Source organism: Mycobacterium neumannii (assembly GCF_002245615.1).
Taxonomy (GTDB): Bacteria; Actinomycetota; Actinomycetes; order Mycobacteriales; family Mycobacteriaceae; genus Mycobacterium; species Mycobacterium neumannii_A.
On record NZ_NKCO01000035.1, the window covers coordinates 1 to 17,978 of the forward strand.

17 protein-coding genes are annotated in these 17,978 nt (G+C 67.1%); 8 read left to right on the top strand and 9 right to left on the bottom strand.

Annotation, left to right across the window (positions count from 1 at the left end; all coding sequences use genetic code 11):
* The first annotated feature begins 23 nt into the window (after nt 1-23).
* From murJ to CEX88_RS24870, 6 genes are all read left to right on the top strand, one after another.
* Nucleotides 24-3,656, top strand: a complete 3,633-nt coding sequence (gene murJ / locus CEX88_RS24845; RefSeq protein WP_094295521.1) for a murein biosynthesis integral membrane protein MurJ — start codon at nt 24-26, stop codon at nt 3,654-3,656.
* 87 nt (nt 3,657-3,743) lie between these two features.
* Nucleotides 3,744-4,316, top strand: a complete 573-nt coding sequence (gene sigM / locus CEX88_RS24850; protein WP_094295522.1) for an RNA polymerase sigma factor SigM — start codon at nt 3,744-3,746, stop codon at nt 4,314-4,316.
* A 57-nt stretch (nt 4,317-4,373) separates the two neighbouring features.
* Entirely contained in the window at nt 4,374-4,991 is a 618-nt protein-coding gene (locus tag CEX88_RS24855; RefSeq protein WP_094295523.1) for a hypothetical protein, read from the top strand.
* 90 nt (nt 4,992-5,081) lie between these two features.
* Nucleotides 5,082-6,053 carry a thioredoxin-disulfide reductase gene (gene trxB / locus CEX88_RS24860; protein WP_094295524.1) on the top strand — a complete coding sequence of 324 codons (972 nt, stop codon included), beginning with the start codon at nt 5,082-5,084 and terminating at the stop codon, nt 6,051-6,053.
* A 13-nt stretch (nt 6,054-6,066) separates the two neighbouring features.
* Entirely contained in the window at nt 6,067-6,402 is a 336-nt protein-coding gene (gene trxA, locus CEX88_RS24865; RefSeq protein WP_094295525.1) for a thioredoxin, read from the top strand.
* Between the two features lie 143 nt (nt 6,403-6,545).
* The gene (locus CEX88_RS24870; protein ID WP_064394699.1) at nt 6,546-7,742 is read left to right on the top strand and encodes an N-acetylmuramoyl-L-alanine amidase; all 1,197 of its coding nucleotides are present in this window, start codon (nt 6,546-6,548) and stop codon (nt 7,740-7,742) included.
* Here the strand turns inward: CEX88_RS24870 and CEX88_RS24875 are convergent.
* The 9 genes from CEX88_RS24875 to rpmH all read right to left on the bottom strand — a co-directional run bounded on the left by CEX88_RS24875 (nt 7,637) and on the right by rpmH (nt 14,188).
* Nucleotides 7,637-8,536, bottom strand: coding sequence for an acetyltransferase (locus tag CEX88_RS24875; protein ID WP_094295526.1), 900 nt, complete (start codon nt 8,534-8,536; stop codon nt 7,637-7,639). The genes CEX88_RS24870 and CEX88_RS24875 overlap by 106 nt on opposite strands.
* 207 nt (nt 8,537-8,743) lie before the next feature.
* The gene (locus CEX88_RS24880) at nt 8,744-9,727 is read right to left on the bottom strand and encodes a ParB/RepB/Spo0J family partition protein (RefSeq protein WP_066840988.1); all 984 of its coding nucleotides are present in this window, start codon (nt 9,725-9,727) and stop codon (nt 8,744-8,746) included.
* A 58-nt stretch (nt 9,728-9,785) separates the two neighbouring features.
* The gene (locus tag CEX88_RS24885; protein ID WP_420799246.1) at nt 9,786-10,847 is read right to left on the bottom strand and encodes a ParA family protein; all 1,062 of its coding nucleotides are present in this window, start codon (nt 10,845-10,847) and stop codon (nt 9,786-9,788) included.
* A complete protein-coding gene (rsmG, locus tag CEX88_RS24890) occupies nt 10,844-11,533 on the bottom strand; it encodes a 16S rRNA (guanine(527)-N(7))-methyltransferase RsmG (protein WP_202931639.1) in 690 nt (229 codons plus the stop codon). Before rsmG ends, CEX88_RS24885 begins: the two co-directional genes overlap by 4 nt.
* 59 nt (nt 11,534-11,592) lie before the next feature.
* Complete coding sequence (locus tag CEX88_RS24895) at nt 11,593-12,138, bottom strand: Jag family protein (RefSeq protein WP_094295527.1); 546 nt, start codon at nt 12,136-12,138, stop codon at nt 11,593-11,595.
* A gap of 34 nt (nt 12,139-12,172) precedes the next feature.
* The gene (gene yidC / locus CEX88_RS24900; RefSeq protein ID WP_238382194.1) at nt 12,173-13,243 is read right to left on the bottom strand and encodes a membrane protein insertase YidC; all 1,071 of its coding nucleotides are present in this window, start codon (nt 13,241-13,243) and stop codon (nt 12,173-12,175) included.
* 43 nt (nt 13,244-13,286) lie between these two features.
* Complete coding sequence (gene yidD / locus CEX88_RS24905) at nt 13,287-13,655, bottom strand: membrane protein insertion efficiency factor YidD (protein ID WP_094295529.1); 369 nt, start codon at nt 13,653-13,655, stop codon at nt 13,287-13,289.
* Nucleotides 13,652-14,011 (bottom strand): ribonuclease P protein component, encoded by a 360-nt coding sequence (gene rnpA, locus CEX88_RS24910; RefSeq protein WP_094295530.1) that lies wholly within the window; start codon nt 14,009-14,011, stop codon nt 13,652-13,654. Before rnpA ends, yidD begins: the two co-directional genes overlap by 4 nt.
* A 33-nt stretch (nt 14,012-14,044) precedes the next feature.
* Nucleotides 14,045-14,188, bottom strand: a complete 144-nt coding sequence (rpmH, locus tag CEX88_RS24915; protein WP_064346175.1) for a 50S ribosomal protein L34 — start codon at nt 14,186-14,188, stop codon at nt 14,045-14,047.
* A gap of 552 nt (nt 14,189-14,740) precedes the next feature.
* On the opposite strand from rpmH, the gene dnaA reads away from it, so the two are divergent.
* Both dnaA and dnaN read left to right on the top strand, forming a co-directional pair.
* Nucleotides 14,741-16,225, top strand: a complete 1,485-nt coding sequence (gene dnaA, locus CEX88_RS24920) for a chromosomal replication initiator protein DnaA (RefSeq protein WP_066840980.1) — start codon at nt 14,741-14,743, stop codon at nt 16,223-16,225.
* A 551-nt stretch (nt 16,226-16,776) separates the two neighbouring features.
* Nucleotides 16,777-17,976 carry a DNA polymerase III subunit beta gene (dnaN, locus tag CEX88_RS24925; RefSeq protein WP_094295531.1) on the top strand — a complete coding sequence of 400 codons (1,200 nt, stop codon included), beginning with the start codon at nt 16,777-16,779 and terminating at the stop codon, nt 17,974-17,976.
* The last annotated feature ends 2 nt before the right edge of the window (nt 17,977-17,978 follow it).

Consider the following 17,978-nt stretch of genomic DNA (forward strand, 5'->3'; position numbering starts at 1 on the left):
CGGCAGTAGTGTGTACGAGGCCGGTGTGGCGACCGCCATGCCCCACGATCGCGACACCGCCGGCGGGTCGGAGAGGACCCGCCCCCCGCCGTCGCGCCGGTCGCGAAGAACTCTCCGACGCGGCGGTGGTGTCGCGTTCGTGGGGCATGGCGGTCGCCACACTGGTCAGCCGGCTCACCGGGTTCGCCCGCATCGTGCTGCTCGCGACGATCCTCGGCGCCGCACTCACCAGCGCGTTCTCTGTGGCCTACCAGCTGCCCAACCTGATCGCGGCACTCGTGCTCGAGGCGACCTTCACCGCGATTTTCGTGCCGGTGCTGGCGCGCGCCGAGCGCGACGATCCCGACAACGGCACGGCGTTCATCCGGCGCCTGGTCACGCTGACGACGACGCTGCTGTTGATCATCACCGCGCTGTCGGTGGCCTCGGCCCCGATGCTCGTCAACCTCATGCTCGGCAGCGATCCCGAAGTCAACCGCGACCTCACCACCGCGTTCGCCTACCTGCTGCTACCGCAGGTGCTGTTCTACGGGTTGTCGTCGGTGTTCATGGCAATCCTCAACACCCGCAACGTGTTCGGGCCACCTGCCTGGGCGCCGGTATGCAACAACATCGTCGCGATCGTGACGCTGGGCGTGTATCTCATTGTCCCCGGCGAACTCTCGGTGGATCCGGTGCGGATGGGCAACGCCAAGCTCCTCGTGCTCGGCATCGGCATGACGCTCGGAACGGTGACGCAGGTCCTGGTCCTGTTGGCCGCGATCCGCCGCGAACGCATCAGCCTTCGCCCGCTGTGGGGCATCGACGAGCGGATGAAGCAGTTCGGCGCGATGGCCTCGGCGATGGTGCTGTACGTGTTGATCAGCCAGGTGGGGTTGATCGTCGGCAACCGAATCGCCAGTGGCGCCGCGGCTTCCGGGCCCGCCATCTACAACTACACGTGGCTGGTGCTGCAGTTGCCATTCGGCATGATCGGGGTGACGGTACTGACCGTCGTGATGCCGCGGTTGAGCCGCAACGCCGCCTCCAACGACCAGCGGGCGGTGCTCGCCGACCTCTCGCTGGCCACCCGGCTGACGATGGTGACGCTCATCCCCATCGTCGCGCTGATGACGGTCGGCGGACCCGCGATCGGCAGCGCGCTGTTCGCCTACGGCAATTTCGGTGAGGTCGACGCCAACTACCTGGGTATGGCGATCACGCTGTCGGCGTTCACGCTTGTCCCGTATGCGCTTGTGCTGCTTCAACTCCGGGTGTTCTACGCGCGACAACAACCGTGGACGCCGATCCTGCTGATCGTCGTGATCACGACCGTCAAGATCATCGCCTCGCTGATCGCGCCCTACCTCACCGACGACCCCGACCTCGTCGCCGGCTACCTCGGAACTGCCAACGGGCTGGGCTTCGTCGCGGGCGCGGTGGTCGGTTACTTCCTGCTGCGCGCCAATCTCGACCCACCGGGCGGCCGGCTCCTCAACCTGCAAGTCGTGCGCTCCGTGCTGGTCACGATCGCCGCCTCGCTGCTCGCCGCGATGGCCGGCCAGGTCGCCGACAAGCTGTTCGGCCTGGAGTCGCTGACGCGGAACTGGGGCGGTGCCGGCTCCCTGCTGCGACTGGTCGTGCTCGGCGTGGTGATGGTGCCGGTCATCGTCGGGGTCCTCCTCGGTGCGCGCGTACCGGATGCCCAGGCGGCCGTGAACGCGGTCCGGCGCCGACTCGGCGCTGGTGCCCGGCCCGGCACCGGGGCCGGCGGGGTAGCTGTCGGGGCCGCCGACCGGCCACGGACGCGCACCCCTCTCCCGTACCCTGAACAGAGGAATTCGTCCGCACCGGGACGTCGGCACAGCCCGCCGGCCGTCCGACGCGGACCACCTGACCCCGTTGCCGGGGACCGGACGCGGAAAGGACCAGCGGTGAGCGACGAACCCGCAGGCGGCTCCGCGCCCACACCCGATTCCGCGACCAGCAAGATTCCGACCGGTCAGTCCGACGTCGTCGCCGACGACCTGCGCCCCGACGTGCCCGATCCCGGTCAGACCACCGAGTTCGCCGCCGAGAACGGCACGACCCGGCTACCGGTATCGGGCCGGCCGCCCTCGGACTACGGCGGTGATCCCACCCGCGAACCCCTCGCGTTCGACCCGCCGCGCGAACCCGCCATCGAGGCCGCCACCTCCGACGAGGACGTCCACCTCATCCCGGGCGCAATGGTCGGTGGCGGCCGCTACCGCCTGCTGGTGTTCCACGGCGGCCCGCCCACGCTGCAGTTCTGGCAGGCACTCGACACTGCGTTGAACCGCCAGGTGGCGCTTACCTTCGTCGACCCGGACAACACCCTGTCCGACGAGACGCTGCGCGACATTCTGACGCGCACCCGCAAGCTGAGCAGCATCGACATGCCCGGCATCGCGAGGGTGCTCGACGTGGTCAACACCGGATCCGGTGGGCTGGTCGTATCGGAGTGGATCCGGGGCGGCTCGTTGACGGAGGTCGCCGACACGTCGCCGTCCCCGATCGGCGGCGCCAGGGCGATGCAGTCGCTGGCGGCGGCTGCCGAGGCCGCGCACCGGGCGGGAGTCGCGCTCTCGCTCGATCACCCGGGGCGGGTCCGGGTCAGCATCGAGGGCGACGTCGCGCTGGCCTTCCCGGCGACGCTGCCCGACGCGACACCCGAGGACGACATCCGCGGGATCGGGGCGGCGCTGTACGCGCTGCTGATCAACCGGTGGCCACTGCCCGAGCACGGTGTGCGCAGCGGCCTGGCCCCCGCCGACCTCGACTCGGCCGGACAACCGATCGAACCGCGCGCAGTCGATCGCCAGATCCCGTTCCAGATCTCGGCCGCGGCGGCGCGGGCCGTGCAGGAGGGCGGCGGCATCCGCAGCGCGCCGACCTTGCTGAATCTGCTCCAGCAGGCGACGGCGATCGCCGATCGCACCGAGCTGATCTCCCCGGTGGATGAAGCCGCCCGCTCGGTGGCCCCGGGCGTTGCCGGCGGTGCCGACCCGGAAACCGAGGCGCGGCGTCGCAAGGCCCTGATGATCGGGCTTGGCGTCGGCGGCGCCATCGTCGTGGTCGCGCTCGTGGTGCTGGCCACGGTGCTGAGCCGGATCTTCGGCGACGTCGGCGACGGCCTGGGCGGCGACCGGCTCGGGCTCAACGACCCGACCACCACAGAGTCGGCCGAAGGCAGCACCGGCAGCGGCAATATCGTCAAACCGACTGCGGTGTCGGTCTTTTCACCCGAGGGTGAGGCCGATGCACCGTCCGATGCGCCGAAGGCGATCGACGGCGACAAGTCCACGGTGTGGCCGATCGACACCTACACAGACCCGGTGCCGTTCCCGAACTTCAAGAACGGCGTCGGGCTGATGCTGCAGCTGCCACAGTCGACCACGGTCGGCGAGGTCGACATCGACCTCAACAGCACCGGCACGGCCGTCGAGATCCGCTCCGCGCAGTCCCCGACACCGTCCTCGCTTGCCGACACCACCGTGCTGACCCCGGCCACCCAGCTCAAACCGGGCTCCAACACCATTAAGGTCGAAAACGCCTCGCCCACCTCCAACCTGCTGGTCTGGGTGTCGACGCTCGGCCAGGTCAACGGCGAGAGCCGGTCGGACATCGCCGAGGTCACGGTCAGGTCGGCGTCGTGACCGGACGGTCGGCGTCCTGACCGGATTCATCCCCAGCCCGCCAAAGATGTGTCGGGAGACACCCGCGTAGCCGTTTAGTGTTCGGCTGTGGGGAGCATCGGGGGGCCGGCGGGAGAACGCAGCGACGCGGAGTTGCTCGCCGCGCACGTCGCCGGTGACCGCTACGCGTTCGAAGAGTTGTTCTACCGCCACCACCGGCAGCTGTACCGGATCGCGCGCATCACCAGCCGCAATCCCGACGACGCCGCCGACGCGCTGCAGGACGCGATGCTCAAGGCGCACCGGCGGGCGCCCGCCTTCCGCTACGACGCGGCGGTGAGCAGCTGGCTGTACCGCATCGTGGTGAACTCGTGTCTGGATCGGTTGCGGCGCAACAAAACCCGCGTCGCCGAAACGCTGTCCGACGACCAGGGCCACATTGGTGACCCGGCCTCGCGCGTGGACACCGCGATCGTCGTCGAGCGGGCACTGATGCGGTTGCCCGTCGAACAGCGCGCCGCGGTGGTGGCCGTCGACATGCAGGGCTACTCGGTCGCCGAGACCGCCCGCATGCTCGGTGTGCCCGAAGGCACCGTCAAGAGCCGATGCTCCCGCGCCCGGGCCAAGCTGGCCGAGGCACTCGAGTACTTCGACGCGGAAACCGCCGCTCGCACCGACTGAGCGGAACCGCGGGCACATGCGCCGCGTCTTACGTGTCGTGGTGGAGACTGGCTAGCGATGCAGACCGGAACGGACGACGACTCGGATCCGGCGGTTGAGCGGGTGCGCCGCGGCCTGGCCGAGTTGGCGCACGACGAGGACTCCGCGCCGGACGTGCCCGCGGGCGTCACCGCACGCATCGGTGCCGCGTTACGGGCCGCCGATGACCCTCACCACGCCGTCGAACGGCCCCGGCTGCGCCGAATGCACGTTCTCGGGCTGGTCGCCGGCCTGGCCGCCGTGACCGCCGGGGTCATCATCGGCACGTCGACGCTGGTGCGCGATCCCGCACCACGGTTCTCCCAGCCCTGGCCCACCGCCGAGCGGATCACCGTGCCGCGCCGGCCGTCGGCCTTCCCGCTGACCGGTCCCCAGCTCGCCGGCCTGCTGTCGGCACCGCCCGACTACGGGCCGCTGTCCGATCCGCGCCGCCGCGCCGCCTGCCTCGAGGGACTAGGGCACCCGGCGACCACGCCCGTCCTCGGGGCGCTTCCGGTTGAGCTGACTGGGCGCCCGGCTGTCGTGCTGCTTCTGCCCGCGGGCCCGGGCGCCGACATCCTCGCGGTGGCCGTCGACGCTGCGTGCCATGCGGCTCACGGTGGGCTGCTGGCCGAAACCGTGGTCGCACGACCGTAGTCTGTCCCCCGAGGTTGTTCGGAAACTCCGGGAACACCACCGCCTACGCTGGTGTTATACCGGTGCCGCGAAAGTGGCAGAAAGGCGCTCATGACCACCACATCCACGGTTCACGATCTGATCATCATCGGATCCGGTCCGGCCGGCTACACCGCAGCGATCTACGCAGCGCGTGCACAGTTGAAGCCCCTGGTGTTCGAAGGCGTCCAGTTCGGCGGTGCGTTGATGACCACCACCGAGGTGGAGAACTATCCCGGCTTTCGAAACGGCATCACCGGTCCCGAATTGATGGACGAGATGCGCGAACAGGCGTTGCGCTTCGGCGCGGACCTGCACATGGAGGATGTCGACGCTGTCTCGCTCGAAGGTCCGGTCAAGACCGTCACGGTCGGCGACGACACCTACCGGGCGCGGGCGGTGATCCTCGCGATGGGCGCTGCGGCGCGGCACCTCGGCGTGCCGGGCGAGGAGGCCCTGATGGGCATGGGCGTGAGCACGTGCGCGACCTGTGACGGGTTCTTCTTCCGCGAAGAGGACATCATCGTCGTCGGCGGCGGCGACTCGGCGATGGAAGAGGCGATCTTCCTGACCAAGTTCGCACGCAGCGTCACCCTGGTGCACCGCCGCGACGAGTTCCGCGCGTCGCGGATCATGCTGGATCGTGCCCGCGCGAACGAGAAGATCACGTTCCTGACCAACACCGACGTCCTCGAGATCGAAGGCAGCCCGAAGGTCAGCGGAGTCCGGTTGCGCAACAAGGTGACCGGCGAGGAGTCGAAGCTGGCCGTCACCGGTGTGTTCGTCGCGATCGGCCACGACCCGCGTTCGGATCTGATCCGCGGCCAGGTCGACCTCGACGAGGACGGTTACGTCTTGACGCAGCAGGGGTCGACCAGCACCTCGATCGAAGGTGTCTTTGCCGCAGGCGATCTCGTCGACCGCACTTACCGCCAGGCCATCACCGCTGCGGGCACCGGCTGCTCGGCGTCCATCGACGCCGAACGCTGGCTCGCCGAAATCGGTTCTGGCCCAAGCGATGAAACCATCGAAACACCCGTCTGATAGGAGTACCCCGATGACCGAGAGCACCGGATCCACGGTAGCGGTGACCGACGACTCGTTCTCCCAGGACGTGTTGTCCAGCAGCACACCGGTGCTGGTGGACTTCTGGGCGACCTGGTGCGGTCCCTGCAAGATGATCGCCCCGGTGCTCGAGGAGATCGCCATCGAAAAGGCGGGCGCGCTGACCGTCGCCAAGCTCGACGTCGACGCCAACCCCGTCACGGCCCGCGATTTTCAGGTGGTGTCGATCCCGACGCTCATCGTGTTCAAAGACGGCTCCCCGGTGAAGCGGATCGTCGGCGCAAAAGGCAAGGCTGCGCTGCTGCGCGAGCTTTCTGACGTGCTCTAGCCGCCGTCCGGTGCGGCAATCCGGGGCACGGACACCCGCCTGGCGTTTTCTTGAATCGGCGAAGTGTCTGCGACAATCGTGCCTAGCCCGTCAACTTGGTCGGCGCCCTCGCGCAGCTGACAACCGTGACTGAAAGGCCGCATATGTCCAGTCTGCGTCGCGGTGACCGCGGGTCCGCGGTCACCGAGATCAGGGCTGCATTGACGGCGCTGGGCATGCTCGACAACTCCGACGAGGAGATCACCACCGGCAGGCATATCGCGCTGGACTTGTTCGACGCCGAACTCGACCATGCCGTGCGCGCCTTCCAGCAGCATCGAGGTCTGCTGGTCGACGGGATCGTCGGCGAAGCGACGTACCGCGCGCTCAAGGAGGCGTCGTACCGGCTCGGCGCACGCACGCTCAGCCACCAGTTCGGCGCCCCGATGTTCGGCGACGACGTCGCCACACTGCAGGCCCGACTCCAAGACCTCGGCTTCTACACCGGCCTCGTCGACGGACATTTCGGTCTTAGCACGCACAACGCGTTGATGTCGTATCAGCGCGAGTACGGCCTGTACCCCGACGGGATCTGCGGCCCGGAGACGTTGCGCTCCTTGTACTTTCTGGGATCACGCGTCACCGGCGGCTCTCCGCATGCGATCCGCGAGGAGGAACTGGTCCGCCGCTCCGGTCCCCGGCTCTCGGGTAAGCGCATCATCATCGACCCGGGCCGCGGCGGCGACGACCACGGTCAGATCATGCAGGGCCCGAGCGGGCCGATCAGCGAGTCAGACATTTTGTGGGATCTGGCGAGTCGGCTCGAGGGCCGGATGACCGCGATCGGTATGGAGACGTTCCTGTCGCGGCCGGCCAACCGTGCCCCTTCGGACGCCGAACGCGCCGCGACCGCGAACGCCGTCGGCGCCGACCTGATGATCAGCCTGCGCTGCGCCACCCAGCCCAGCCCCGGCGCCAACGGTGTCGCATCGTTCCACTTCGGGAACTCACACGGCTCGGTGTCCACCATCGGCCGCAATCTCGCCGACTTCATCCAACGAGAAGTGGTGGCCCGCACCGGATTACGCGATTGCCGCACCCATGGGCGGACGTGGGACCTGTTGCGTCTGACCCGGATGCCCACGGTGCAGGTCGACGTCGGCTACATCACCAACCCGCACGACCGGGCCATGCTGGTGTCCTCGCAGGCTCGCGATGCCATCGCCGAGGGCATGCTCGCCGCCGTCAAGCGGCTCTACCTGCTAGGCAAAAACGACCGTCCCACAGGCACTTTCACGTTCGCCGAGCTGCTCGCCCACGAGCTCTCGGTCGAGCAGGCCGGACGCGTCAGCCCGTCCTGACCGCCGATCGCGGTCAAAGACGCCGAACTCGCACCCGCCCCGACCGGCTGGCGTATCTGCGCGAACTCGAACAGCCGCTCCAACGCCGCTTCGACATCGGCCTTCCAGCCCAACCCCTGCTCCAACTCCAGACGCAGCCGCGGGAAGTACCGGTGCTGGGCGACAACGACGAAACCCGCGTCGAGAAGTAGATCAGCGTCGAGCACGCACTGTTCGACCGAGCAGTCGCCGAGGACTTCCACGACCGGGCGCAGCGCCGGCGTCACCGCTCCCGGTTCGGCGAGCTCGCGGACTTCGGTGGTGTGCGCGAACGCTTCGAGCGCACGGGCACCGCGACGAACCAGATCACCCACCACCGCCGAGATCAGCGCCCGCGACAATCCCTCGGCGTCCTCACCGGATTCGATACCCAGCGACGTGAGTAGGACGGCGTCGGCGCTGACGGGTGCTGTCGGGAACCGGTGTGCACGGGGGACGGCACCGGGCGGGGCGTAGAACGCGTATCCCAGGCACGCCTCGTCTCCGCTCAGCGGAACGGGCCCGTCGTCGGTCTCGCCGTCGGCGCACTGCACCGCGACTTGCCCGCACGATCCCCATTCGAGCATGACCATCGACAGCCATGCCTCTTTCTCGAATTCGGGATCCGACAGGTGATCGTCGACGCCGGGAACCGCGGCGCCGGTCGCATCCCGCCCCAGAGTCGAGGGATCGACCTCCCAATACACGCAGCGGCGGGCATGCTTGGGCAACTGCTCGAACGCTTCGAGCCGTAGAGGCGTGATGCGTGCCGACACTAGAGTCCCCGAGTCCTACGCGGTGCAGAGGTACACAGCTGCCCCTCCAGGATAGAAGGGCGCGGACACCTCGACGCTCCGATTCGGGTGCCTCTCGCGAGGAGCGGCGAAACGCTTTGTGTCACAGGTGGTTTCCTTCGAAGGGCGGCGGTCACGCCGATGAGACCCGGGTTGTGTCACAGTGACGTAATTACCCGGTGTGGTAGGTCACCGTTCGGATGCGCTCATCAGTTCGACTATGCGCTGCAAATCGTCGACCGATCCGAATTCGACCACGATCTTGCCCTTGCGTTTGCCGAGGCTGACCGTGACGCGGGTATCGAACGCCGTCGACAGCCGCTCGGCAACGTCCTGGAGGCCCGGCATGTTGATCGGCTTGCGCTTCGGCGCCGCCGGCGCCGCCGGGCCCGCGCTGTTGGCCAGCGTGACGGCTTCCTCGGTCGCTCGCACGGACAGCCCCTCGGCGACGATCCGCGCGGCGAGCTCCTCCTGCTTCTCCGGTCCGCCTTCCAGCGACAGGAGAGCGCGCGCATGTCCGGCGGAGAGCACCCCCGCGGCGACCCGGCGCTGTACGGCGATGGGCAGGCGCAATAATCGGATCATGTTCGTGATCACCGGACGCGAGCGCCCGATGCGCGACGCCAGTTCATCGTGGGTGACCTCGAACTCGTCGAGCAGCTGCTGATAGGCGGCCGCCTCCTCCAACGGGTTCAGTTGCGCGCGGTGGATGTTCTCCAACAACGCGTCGCGCAGCATGCTGTCGTCGGTGGTCTCGCGGACGATCGCCGGGATGGTGGCGAGGCCGGCCTCTTGGGCGGCGCGCCAGCGCCGCTCCCCCATCACGAGTTGGAAGCGGGCGCCTCCCGGTTCGGGCTGCGGAAGCGGGCGCACGACGATCGGCTGCATGAGACCGAACTCGCGGATCGAGTGGACGAGCTCGGCCAGCGCCTCCTCGTCGAAGACCTGTCGCGGCTGCCTCGGGTTCGGCTCGATCGATGCCGGATCGATCTCGCGATACACCGCGCCGACCTCATTCACCACGCCGTTGGACGGCCCGCCGATCACGACATCGGCGGCGGCGTCCCCCATCCGCGGGCCGAGCCCGGACTGGTCGCCGTCGGCTGGGCCGGTGGGGATGAGCGAAGCCAGGCCGCGGCCGAGACCGCTGCGCTTGCGTGTGGGTTGGCTCATCGTCTGCTCCTCTTCGCGTAAGCGCTCATCGGTACGTTCTGCCTTTCTCCGCACACGCTCATCGGTTGTTTCGATTCTGGCCGCGATCGGCGATCTCGCGGCTGGCATCCAGATAGCTCATCGCACCGCGCGAGCCCGGGTCGTAGCCGAGGATCGTCATTCCGTAGCCGGGCGCCTCGGACACTTTGACGCTGCGCGGGATGACAGTGCGCAGAACCTTCTCGCCGAAGTGGGCGCGCACATCGGAGGCCACCTGGTCGGCGAGTTTGGTTCGGCCGTCGTACATCGTGAGGATCACCGTGGTCACGTCGAGTTGCGGATTGAGGTGTGCCTTGACCATTTCGATGGTCCGCATCAGCTGGCCGACACCTTCCAGTGCGTAGTACTCGCACTGGATCGGGATCAGCACCTCGGGCGCTGCGACGAACGCGTTGATGGTCAGCAGGCCGAGCGACGGCGGGCAGTCGATGAACACGTAGTCGAAGTTGAACTCCGTGAGCGACGCCAGCGCCGTGCGCAGGCGGCCTTCGCGGGCCACCATGCTCACCAACTCGATCTCGGCGCCGGCCAGGTCGATGGTCGCGGGCACACAATAGAGCCGCTCGTTGTGGGGGCTGCGCTGCAGGGCGTCGCGCAGCGGGATCTCTCCGATCAACACCTCGTACGACGACGGCGTGCCCGGCCGGTGCTCGATGCCCAATGCCGTGCTCGCGTTGCCCTGCGGGTCGAGGTCGATGACGAGCGTCTGCAGTCCCTGCAAAGCGAGCGCCGCCGCGATGTTGACGGCCGTGGTCGTCTTGCCGACCCCGCCCTTCTGATTGGCGATCGTGAACACGCGCTGCCGGTCGGGCCGCGGAAGACTGCCCTTCGATGCGGCGTGAAGCAACCGCACCGCGCGCTCGGCCTCGGCGCCGATCGGCGTATCGAGACCGGTCGGATCCTCCCAGCGGTCCTGTGCCGCCTTCTCCGGCCACTGCTCTTTGGGAGCGGTGCCGGGCGAGGTTTCACGTGAAACATCGGCCGTTCCCGTTGCAAGGCCGACTACGACGTCGCCGGTTTCACGTGAAACATTCGCAGCCGGGCTGGCGGGTGCCGGCACCCCATTCTGTGACGCCATCATCCTCGTCTCCTGCCCGTTGGCCGGTGCGTTACCGCCTTCTCCCGCCGTGCCACGACGACGGTCGCGGGTGGATCCAAGTAGTTCGCGCCACACCTCATCACCCTTACATCGGCCGCGCCGAGCGACGCCATCACACGCCGATGGTCGCGGATCTCCTCTTCGGCACGCTCACCCTTGAGGGCGAGCATGTGGCCGTCGACGCGAAGGAGCGGCATGCTCCATCGAGTCAGCTTGTCCAGGGAGGCCACCGCCCTGGACACCACTACGTCCGTCTCCCCCAACTGCTTCCTCACCCCCGGCTCTTCGGCCCGTCCGCGAACGACCGTCACGTCGACCCCGAGTTCGTCGACCATCTCGCGCAGGAACTCGCTGCGGCGCAGGAGTGGTTCGATGAGCGTCACGTGTAGGTCGGGTCGGGCCAACGCCAACGGTATCCCGGGAAGACCCGCGCCACTACCAATGTCGGCGACTCTCTGATCCGGCTCGACGAGTTCGGACAGCGCCACACTGTTGAGGATGTGGCGCTCCCAAATTCGCTCGACTTCCCGCGGACCGATCAGCCCGCGTTCGACGCCCGCCCCCGCAAGGGTCGCGGCGTACCGCTGGATCCGGTCGAGGCGCTCCCCGAACAAGGAGGCTGCCGCGTCCGGCGGCGCCGACACCTCCCCATGTTTCACGTGAAACATCCTCCGGATCGTCGCGTCGGACCGACGACGCCAATGAACTACACAGTTGTAACTCTGGGTCAGTCGGCGAGGACGACTACACGCCGCGACGGCTCGACGCCCTCGCTCTCGCTGTGGACGCCGTCGATGGCCGCGACCGCATCGTGCACGATCTTGCGCTCGAACGGCGTCATCGGGGCCAGCTCTTCGCGTTCGCCGGTCTCGAGCACGCGGCGCGCCACCTTGTCGCCGAGTGCGGCCAACTCATCGCGACGCCGGCGCCGCCAGCGCGCGATGTCGAGCATCAGCCGGCTGCGCTCCCCCGTCTTCTGGTGCACGGCCAGGCGCGTCAGTTCCTGCAAGGCGTCGAGCACTTCACCCTTGCGACCCACCAACTTGTTCAGGTCGTCGCCGCCGTCGATGCTCACGACCGCGCGGTCCCCCTCGACGTCGAGATCGATGTCACCGTCGAAGTCGAGCAGGTCCAACAACTCCTCGAGATAGTCGCCCGCGATCTCACCCTCGGCGACCAGCTTCTCCTCCAGATCGTCCTCGGCTACCGGCGCGGAGGCATTGCCGTCCTCATCGACGAGTTCGTCGCGCTCGGTCGTCTCGGCGTCAGTCATGTCCTTCTCTCCTCATTCCACCGGGATCGTCCGGTCACCGTTTACGTTTCTTGGGCCGCGCGCCGGGTCGCGGCGTGCGGTTCGCTGCACCGCTCGCTGCCTTGCCGCTCGCTGCCTTGCCCGGGCTACTGCCCGCCGGCTTCTTGCCCGCCGCGCCGTTCTCCGACGCCGCCTCGCTGCTTTCGGACTCGTCGCTCGACCCCGGCTCGGAAACCTCGGAGGCGTTCCCCGCCTGACTCTTACGGGTGCGTTTCGGCTTGGCTCCCGGCGGTGGTGCGTTCTTCGCCTGCCGCTCCTGCGCCTCGAGCTTCTTCGCCTCTTCTTCCTTCTCGATCTTGCCGAACACATAGTGCTGCTGACCGAAGGTCCAGATGTTGTTCGCGAGCCAGTACATGATGATGGCCAGCGGCAGGAACGGCCCACCGGCGACGACGCCGAACGGGAACACGTACAGCGCCAGCTTGTTCATCAACGCCGTCTGCGGATTGGCTGCCGCTTCGGGGCTCTGCCGCGCCACCGAGGCCCGGCTGTTGAAGTACGTCGCGACGCCGGCCAGGATCATGATCGGCACACCGACGGCGATCACGGATGCCCGGTTGAATTCCTTGAACGCGTCCAGGCCGGTCGTCTGGATCATCCACCCACCGATCGGCGCGCCGAAAAGATGGGCGTCCAGAAAGTGCCCGACGTCGGTGGCGCTGAACACGTAGTTGGGCAGCGACCGGTTCGCCGCCGGGTCCAGGTGCTGGGCCCCGATCCCGTAGCCGCCGGTGCGGTTGAACGACCGCAGCACGTGGAACAGGCCGATGAACACCGGGATCTGAGCGAGCATCGGCAGGCAGCCGAGGATGGGATTGAACCCGTGTTCCTTCTGGAGCTTCTGCATCTCCAGCGCCATGCGTTGACGGTCCTTGCCGTACTTCTTCTGCAGCGCCTTGATCTGCGGCTGCAGCTCCTGCATTTGGCGCGTCGTCCGGATCTGCTTCACGAACGGCTTGTAGAGAATCGCGCGCAGGGTGAACACCAGGAACATCACCGAAAGCGCCCACGCGAAGAAGTTCGATGGACCCAGCAGGAAGGCGAACAGCTTGTACCAGACCCACATGATCGCCGACACCGGGTAGTAGATGATGTCGAGGCTGAACCAGTTAAACACGCGTCTCGCTTCCTGCTCGCAATGCTGGATGGCCGCCACTGACGTCGGCAGTGGTGTTCCGATCCTCTGAAGACTCGTCCGCGGGAGCGCCCGCCCCGTCTTGGTCGCCGTGTCCGCCGGCGGCCGGGCGCTCTGGGATCGGGTCCCATCCTCCCCTATGCCACGGCCCGCATTTCATCAGCCGTACCGTCGCGAGCCAACCGCCGCGCACCAACCCGTACTCGGTCAATGCGTCGACGGCGTACTGGCTACAGGTCGGGGTGAACCGACACGTCGGGAGCCGCAACGGCGAGATGGTGTGCCGGTACAGCTGAATCACGAAGATGACGGCGCGCGCCGTCCGCGCCCCGGCGGACCTCACCGGGCGGCCTCGGACTTGGGTCTGACTCGGCGAAGGGCGGTGCGCAGTTCTTGTTCGAGCCGCGCCGATATCGCATGCCGGCTGCTGGGCAGTGCGCGGATCACCACGCGATCGGCGGGGTCCAGCTCATCGACGAGGGCTCGCGCGACGTGGCGCAGCCGCCGGGCGACGCGATGGCGTTGCACCGCGGTGCCGACGGCTTTGGAGACGACCAGCCCGATCCGCGGTCCGGGCCCTGAGGGCTCGTCGGACCGCAGGGCGTGCACGACGAGATCGGGCTGCACAGCGCGCGCCCCTCGGCTGACCGTGTTCCCGAACTCCGTTGACCGCGTCATGCGGTACCGCGCCGGAAGCACCAGCGTCAACTCCCGCTCGAAGTCACGTGGGAGTCACGCAGTCAGCTTGCGCCGACCCTTGCTCCGGCGGTTCGTGACGATCGCACGGCCTGCCCGGGTGCGCATCCGCAGCCGGAAGCCATGCACGCGCGCCCGGCGCCGGTTGTTCGGCTGGAAGGTCCGCTTGCCCTTGGCCACGGCTGTCTCCTTGTTGCGTCTGGCACCCGCAGCCCCCACCGACGACGTACGAATCGGTTTGGACGCAGTTGCCGTTGGTAAGCTCGTCCATCTTGCTAGCCGGCGCGGTCCCCGGTCGATGCCCGGGTCGCAGCCGTATCACCTCGTACGGGCGACTGTTCGAGGGTACTGAGGAGTTTTCGCTGGGTCAAACCTGGCCGAATGTCAGTGTGGACAGCCACATTTGCAACACGCGTCACCGCCGACCACCAGCGAAAAATATCCGTCCATGCAATGTTGCAGAACGGTTGGCACCCGCGAAGAAAACTGTTAGCTTCTGCCAGTGCCGTTCGATAACGAAACGGCGACGGACAACGAAGCGAGGATGCCCGACCAGTCGTGAGCCCACAGGATGCCTCACATCTGTGATGTGGCCCGACCCGCGGCCTCCCCGCCGGTAGAAAACAGAACGACGACGACTGTCCAGTCTCCACAGCCTGTGGATAACTTTGTGGACAGATCGTCATCGTTCCTTTGGTCGTCTCTGGGCCGGCCGCAAGGGGGTAGTCGTCGTTGACAGCTGACCCCGACCCCCCGTTCGTGGCCGTGTGGAACACGGTGGTCGCCGAACTCAACGGCAGCCCCGCAGGTGCGGGTGGCGATATGGCGGGCCCGGGCCTCACTCCTCAGCAAAGAGCCTGGTTGAAGCTGGTCAAACCCCTTGTGATCACCGAGGGCTTTGCCCTGCTGTCGGTCCCCACCCCGTTTGTGCAGAACGAGATCGAACGCCATCTGCGGGAGCCGATCATCACCGCGCTGAGCCGCCAGCTCGGACAGCGCGTCGAACTCGGTGTGCGTATCGCCGACCCCGGGCCCGACGACACCGACGGCCCGCTCAGCGGACTCTCGGCCGTCGGTGAACCCGACGAAGTCGACGAGGATCTCGAAGCCAGGGCCAGCGCCGAGGAAAGTTGGCCGACCTACTTCACCAGCCGGCCACCGAACACGCTCACCGACGACCCGACGGCGGTCAACCTCAACCGGCGCTACACCTTCGACACGTTCGTCATCGGCGCCTCGAATCGGTTTGCTCACGCGGCTACGCTCGCGATCGCCGAGGCACCCGCGCGTGCGTACAACCCGTTGTTCATCTGGGGTGAGTCCGGGCTGGGCAAGACCCACCTGCTGCACGCGGCGGGCAACTACGCCCAGCGGCTGTTTCCCGGGATGCGCGTCAAGTACGTGTCGACCGAGGAATTCACCAACGACTTCATCAACTCGCTGCGCGACGACCGCAAGGCCTCGTTCAAGCGCAGCTACCGCGACATCGACGTGTTGTTGGTCGACGACATCCAGTTCATCGAAGGCAAGGAAGGTATCCAGGAGGAGTTCTTCCATACCTTCAACACGCTGCACAACGCCAACAAGCAGATCGTGATCTCGTCGGACCGGCCGCCCAAGCAGTTGGCCACCCTCGAGGACCGGTTGCGCACCCGCTTCGAGTGGGGACTGATCACCGACGTCCAACCCCCGGAGCTGGAGACGCGCATCGCAATCCTGCGCAAGAAGGCCCAGATGGATCGTCTCGATGTGCCCGACGACGTCCTCGAGCTCATCGCCAGCAGCATCGAGCGCAACATCCGCGAACTCGAAGGCGCCCTGATCCGGGTCACCGCGTTCGCATCGTTGAACAAGACCGCGATCGACAAGTCGCTGGCCGAAATCGTGCTCCGCGATCTGATCTCCGATGCCAGCACCATGCAGATCAGCACCGCGGCGATCATGGCCGCCACCGCCGAGTACTTCGAGACGACGGTCGAGGAGTTACGCGGCCCCGGTAAGACCCGCGCGCTCGCACAATCGCGACAGATCGCCATGTATCTGTGCCGCGAGCTGACCGACCTGTCCCTGCCGAAGATCGGACAGGCGTTCGGCCGTGACCACACCACCGTGATGTACGCGGAGAAGAAGATTCGCGGCGAGATGGCCGAGCGGCGTGAGGTCTTCGATCACGTCAAAGAACTCACGACGCGCATCCGTCAACGCTCCAAGCGCTGACTCACTTCGCCCCCACTCCCCTCCTGTCGCGCTCGTTCGCGTCCGGATACGGCCGTCCCAACAGAAATTTCGCCAAAAATCTTCTGTACCGCCGGCATCACCAGTCACAGCGGAGCGTTGTGCACACCGGTGTGGAGAACCTGGGGTCAACCGCCGAACTGCCAGCCGATTGCTACACACCCTCCAGCATCTCCACAGTCCGTCCCGTCCGGCGCCGGGGTCATCCACAGTTACCTCACAGCCGCCCACCCCTGTAAGCAGCGCCAACATGTATTCATCCCCAGCCTCCACAGGCCCTAATACTGTTGCTTGTATATCTCTGAAGAATCTCCTTCAAAGAAGGCTCCTGGGGAAGCACGGAAACATCGACGGTCCCATCGGCTGGAGGGCCTCGATGTCACCCCGATCGATTAGCTTTCAAGTTGGGGCGGAAAGCTCTACGGTGATTCAGCACAGCCGTTACCGTCGTCGGGGACGCATCGTTGAGACGCGTGGTGAGACACCGGGAAACCGCTGCTTAGGCTTGTCGTGATTGTGATCGAAGGGACCCTATGGACGTGGCGACGACAACAGTTGGTGTCACCGATCTGAAGTTCCGTCTGGTACGTGAAGACTTCGCCGAAGCCGTGGCATGGGTGGCCCGCAATCTGCCCACCAGGCCCACGGTCCCAGTGCTCGCCGGCGTCCTGCTGAGCGGCTCCGAGGACGGGTTGACGATCTCCGGATTCGACTACGAGGTTTCCGCCGAGGTGCGGGTGCCCGCCGAGATCGCTTCACCCGGCAGCGTTTTGGTTTCCGGTCGGCTGTTGTCCGACATCACGCGGGCGTTGCCCGCCAAACCGATCGACGTCAGCGTCGACGGCACACGGGTGTCGCTGACGTGCGGTAGTTCGCGCTTCTCGCTACCGACGATGGCCGTCGAGGATTACCCCACGCTGCCGGCACTGCCCGACGAGACCGGCGTGGTGTCCGCCGAACTGTTCTCCGAAGCGATCGGCCAGGTCGCCGTCGCGGCCGGCCGCGATGACACGCTGCCGATGCTGACCGGTATCCGCGTCGAAATCGCCGGGGAGAAGGTCGTTTTGGCCGCCACCGACCGGTTCCGGCTCGCGGTTCGCGAATTGACGTGGTCCACGGCCGGGCCTGACCTGGAAGCCGCCGTGCTAGTGCCCGCCAAGACACTTTCGGAAGCGGCCAAAGCCGGCTCCGACGGCGGCGACGTGCACCTGTCGCTGGGCGCCGGATCGGCGGTCGGCAAGGAGGGGCTGCTCGGTATCAGCAGCGGGGGCAAGCGCAGCACCACTCGTCTGCTCGATGCGGAGTTCCCGAAATTCCGGCAGCTTCTGCCCACCGAGCACACCGCGATGGCGACGATCGGGGTCGGTGAACTCACCGAGGCCATCAAGCGGGTGGCGCTGGTGGCTGACCGCGGCGCCCAGGTGCGGATGGAATTCTCCGAGGACTCGCTGCACCTGTCGGCGGGCGCCGACGACGTGGGCCGCGCGGAGGAGGATCTTCCGGTCAGCTTCGCCGGCGATCCACTGACCATCGCGTTCAACCCCACGTATCTGACGGACGGCCTGAGCTCGTTGCATTCCGAGCGGGTCACCTTCGGTTTCACGACGCCCAGCCGTCCCGCTGTGTTGCGTCCGGCCAATGACGACGACACAGATGTCGGCGCGACGGGACCGTTCCCCGCCCAGCAGACCGACTACGTCTACCTGCTGATGCCGGTGCGCCTACCTGGCTGAAC